Source organism: Cupriavidus gilardii (assembly GCF_008801915.1).
Classification (GTDB): domain Bacteria; phylum Pseudomonadota; class Gammaproteobacteria; order Burkholderiales; family Burkholderiaceae; genus Cupriavidus; species Cupriavidus gilardii.
Map to the genome: position 1 here is coordinate 1 of NZ_VZOV01000113.1, position 430 is coordinate 430.

Sequence of the window (430 nt, forward strand, 5' to 3'; positions counted from 1 at the left end):
AATGCTCGTTCCCGTTTTTTATATTTGTCTTTCTCGCAATCACTTGTAGAGGATGTATCGGCAACAGCAAGAAACATTGTTAAGTCGGAAGACTTTCAGAGTTTATGGCCAGTAAAGATTTCTACCAGTACGGATGCTAAGTCGAGCTGGAAAACTACCGTTGATGGTTACGATGCTGGTCATGTTTATTCTGCTTCGATGGGTGGGCAGGTCACTGGTCGCCGTGCCGGTACATTAGCTAGTGAGGGCTTTACTGGTGCGATTATTCTGGATGACCCATTAAAGCCGGAAGATGCATTTAGCCAGACAGCTAGACGTAAAGCTAATCGTAAGATCTTAAACACGGTCAACTCGCGTAAAGCTAAATCTGACACGCCAATTATTCTGATCATGCAGCGTTTGCACGTTGAAGATCCGACTAACTTTGTGT

At 44.4% G+C, this 430-nt stretch carries 1 pseudogene; it reads left to right on the plus strand.

Annotated features, from left to right (window positions below):
- Positions 1-430 (plus strand): annotated as a pseudogene (locus tag F7Q96_RS26710) (phage terminase large subunit); the annotation flags it as partial.